At 28.6% G+C, this 4020-nt stretch carries 2 protein-coding genes; both read left to right on the plus strand.

What is annotated here, in order from left to right; genetic code table 11:
- The first annotated feature begins 235 nt into the window (after positions 1-235).
- On the plus strand, positions 236-2239 hold the full coding sequence (locus VLM92_RS14755) for a cell wall-binding repeat-containing protein (protein WP_325277083.1): 2004 nt from the start codon (positions 236-238) through the stop codon (positions 2237-2239).
- Positions 2240-2760: 521 nt separating this feature from the next.
- Positions 2761-4020, plus strand: a 1260-nt coding sequence (locus tag VLM92_RS14760) for a hypothetical protein (RefSeq protein ID WP_325277084.1), incomplete at its 3' end; no start/stop codon positions are given.

Genomic DNA, 4020 nt, shown 5'->3' on the forward strand with positions numbered 1-4020 from the left:
CATCATTGAAAGATACTGAGATAATAGTATATAGAGAGTGCTTGAAGTGATATTCAAGGTACTCTTTTCTTTTATTGATAAAAAATAACTTCTAATTTTTATATCACTAAATTAAGGTAAAAAATTACAAAAAAGCGACAAAATTTATTGCATATCAAAATTTATTGTATATAATAACAGTATGAATGCAATAAATTAATTATATTTAATTTATTATAAATAGAGGGAGAATAATATGAAAAAATACAAAAAAAATATGGGGATCATATTATCGGTAGCAGTAATAGCCGCTAATCTACAAATCACAACACTGTCACACGCATTAGAACCTAATACAAGCCAAACTACACTAGAAAAAAACATAGAAGAATACGTTCCACAGACTTCTAATTATGCAGAATCAGAGGTAGTAGAAGTAACAAATAGAGTCGAATTGGAATCAGCATTAAAAAATGAAAATATAAAAATAATAGATATAAAAAATGATATAGCCATATTTCTATCGTCTTTCATAGAAATAAAAGGAAATGGAAAAGAAATAAGAGGAAATGGGAAAGAAATAAGAACAGTTAGAAATCCCGAAAGTAATTTTGAAGAAAAACCAAAGATATATGTAAATACAGATACAAAAATAGATAATTTAAAACTAAATGGAATAAGCATAAAATGTTATGAAACAAGTTTAGATATAGTAAATAACAGTGAAATAAACAATGGAAGTAATCGTTTTGATGGAGATGTAACATTAGAAAATGTAAAAGTAAATAATACATCAATATATGGTTTAGGAAATATAGTTGTGAATTCAAGTGAAATGAAAAATAGCTCAATATCATATCGTGGAGATGAAGGAAAAACATTAAATATAATCAATACTGAAATAAATGGTAATTTGTATGGTGGTGAACCAATAAGGACAGAATCAGGAAATATTGAATTAGAGAATGTAAAAATAATAAATCCAGGAAATCACGCAATATATACGATGGGAAGAAAAGACGTAGGAACTAATATAAGAATAAAAGGAACATTAGAGATAGATGGTGCAAAAAAAGATGCAATATTTTTGACAAGAGATTATGATTTGATCGAAGAAAATCCATCAGAACCATATAAAAGTCCATTAGAATTACACATAGACGGAGATATAAAGCAAAAAGGAGATACATACACAATAAAGGCAGAAGAAGGAACATATACTAAGATATATTATGATGAGAGTAAAATAAAAAAAGTAATTGAAAAATGGTCATATGTGCATTATAGCACGAAAAATAGAGAAGGAAATGAACCACAATCTATTGTATATACAAATAAATTAATTGGAGAGGATAGATATCAAACAGCTATAAAAATAAGCAATGAACAATCTGGTGAAGCAAAGTATGAAGGATGGAGAGGAGCACGGAATGTAATAGTAGTAAACTCAAATTCAATGGTAGATGCACTTAGTGCAACACCATTTGCAAATGAGAAAAGTGCACCAATACTTCTAACAGAAAAAAACGAATTAAATAGTGAAACTAAAAAAGAAATATCAAGACTTAGACCCGAAAATGTCTATGTAATAGGTGGAGAGAGTGTTGTATCAGATTCAGTTATAAATGAATTAAAATCTATGGATATTTATGTAGAGAGAATAAGTGGAAATGATAGATATGAGACATCTTTAGAAATAGCTAAAAAACTAAGCAATTATATAAATATATCAGAAATAGCAGTTGTAAACGGAGTAACAGGACTTCCTGACGCAGTAAGTATTGCACCAGTTGCAGCTAATAAAAATATGCCAATAGTATTAGCATCACCAAATGAAGGAACTAAGGTATTTGATCAATACATAAAAGAGAATAATATAACAAAATCTTACGTTATTGGAAATAAAGCAGCTATATCAAATGAAATAGCTAATAAACTGCCAAATGCAGAAAGATTAGGTGGAATAGATAGAAATGAGACTAATGCAGTTATATTAGAAAAGTTCTATACAGGTGAAAAATTAGATAATATATTCATTGTTAAAGATGGAATGAAGAAACAAAATGATTTAATAGATGCATTGGCAGTAGGTGTGTTAGCATCATCTAAAGTAGATTCTCCTGTAGTTATAGTAGGAAATGATTTAAATGATAAGCAAAAAAGTTTATTATCTAAAAAACAGCCTAGGGAGATAACTCAGGTTGGTGGAAATGGAAATGAAAATGCATTTAATAAGTTAGTAAATATGTTTAAGAATTAATTTGGAGATACTATAATTTTTATTTAATAATATCTTTAATATTTTCATACTTCAACCTCCTTCTTTGATTATAAATACAGAAATCATCACTCTTAGATTGTAATTTCTATGGTATTTTAACATAGATTAGGTAAGTATTACAATAAATGTTTAATCGTAGATAAGATTCTTGTGAATCGCCTACACCATTGAAAACCACGACTTGATGTCGTGGTTTTTTACTTTATGAATTGTATTTAAAAATAGTTAAATTATTTGATGATATTGAAGACATATAATATTAGATATACTAATATATTGAAAGCACACTACTTAAAATATGAAAGTAGTGTGCTTTTTATGCTATGTAAATTTACTTGCTATTTAATTAATTATTGTTAGAAAAATTAGTAGTATAAAAAATAATAAAATGTAAAATTTAGAAATAAGATTGTAGTTTTTTAGTATACAGTATTACATACTACTATTTTAAGAAAAACTAATATGCTTAAATAAACAAAATCATTTAAGGAGGAACGAAAATGAATTGTGGACAAAATTTATCATTACCAAAGGACATACCTTGGAGAAGGTTAGCATTCTCTCCTGATATGTTTGATACAAAATTTAAAGATCCAAACTTACCCCCAAAATGGAGGACATCTCTAACAGGCTTTTATTATGTTGTACCAGAAGAAGAAACAAAAGATATGTATCCAGATAGAAAAATTATGTATTTAAGGGTAATAGCTTCTATTACTGGATGTAATTTTACCAATGAAGGTCTTCTCGATGATGAGTTTTTAGATGATACTTATAAAAAATTAGAAGAGCATAATGTTTTAGATAAGTTTCAAATATCAAATCTTGAAATTGCAACTGGAAAGCTTTCAAACTATTATCCTTGTAATGGAGCAATTATGCAAGTGGCTGTTTTCCCACATCACGAAGAAGACAAAGTTAGTTTGTGGGATTACCCATATATTCAAGATTTTGAGCCAAAGAAAAGAGAAATCTATGAAACAGTTAATAAGACTGGTGAAGTACTTTCTGGATCTACAAATGCCTTGAATTTAAAAAAGGGTAATACAACTACATCTACAACAGAAGAAAGTGATATTTTAACAGGGGTTAATGTAGAAACTAGTGCTTTTTGGGGAGCAGGATCTGCCAAAGTTGCTGTTACGGGTGAATGGGGAACTAAAAAACATACAGGCGAAGAGTCATCAAACGTTACTACAACTGATAATTCTAGAGAAAAACGTGAAACTCAGAGTTACACTACAAACATTAATCAAATGTATCAACCACTTTTATCATATCATCTAGGCACAAATCGAGCTCTATGGACTATTTCACCTAGACCCCACACTGTAGATTCTGAATTTAACCTAATTAATATTAGATCAAAAAGAATAACGGAAGAGGGAACGATAATAGCTAGAAAATTAGAAGGTATTCAAGATATGTTTTTAGTAGTTAATATGCCTAAAAATTGTAAGGGTCTTTGTTTCCAAGCAAGTTTGGATACAGGATACGAAGTATACGATTATGGAATAGATCCAGTATATTTTCTTGTTGTCATGAGAAGAAATATTCAGAGTTGTGGAATATTTGATGATAAAGGTAATTTTAAATTAGATTATCGTCCTCTTTCTAACGTTTGGGCCGGTATAGATAATCCTTTAGTGGTTAACGAAATGGATAAGATACCACAGAATGTTTTAATACATTCTGAAGAGTTGAATAATATACAAAAGAAAACGGAGCTTGTATTCAAAGCAAATGAAAGGTCTAAACAT

This window comes from Romboutsia sp. (assembly GCF_035470145.1).
Lineage (GTDB): Bacteria > Bacillota > Clostridia > Peptostreptococcales > Peptostreptococcaceae > Romboutsia_D.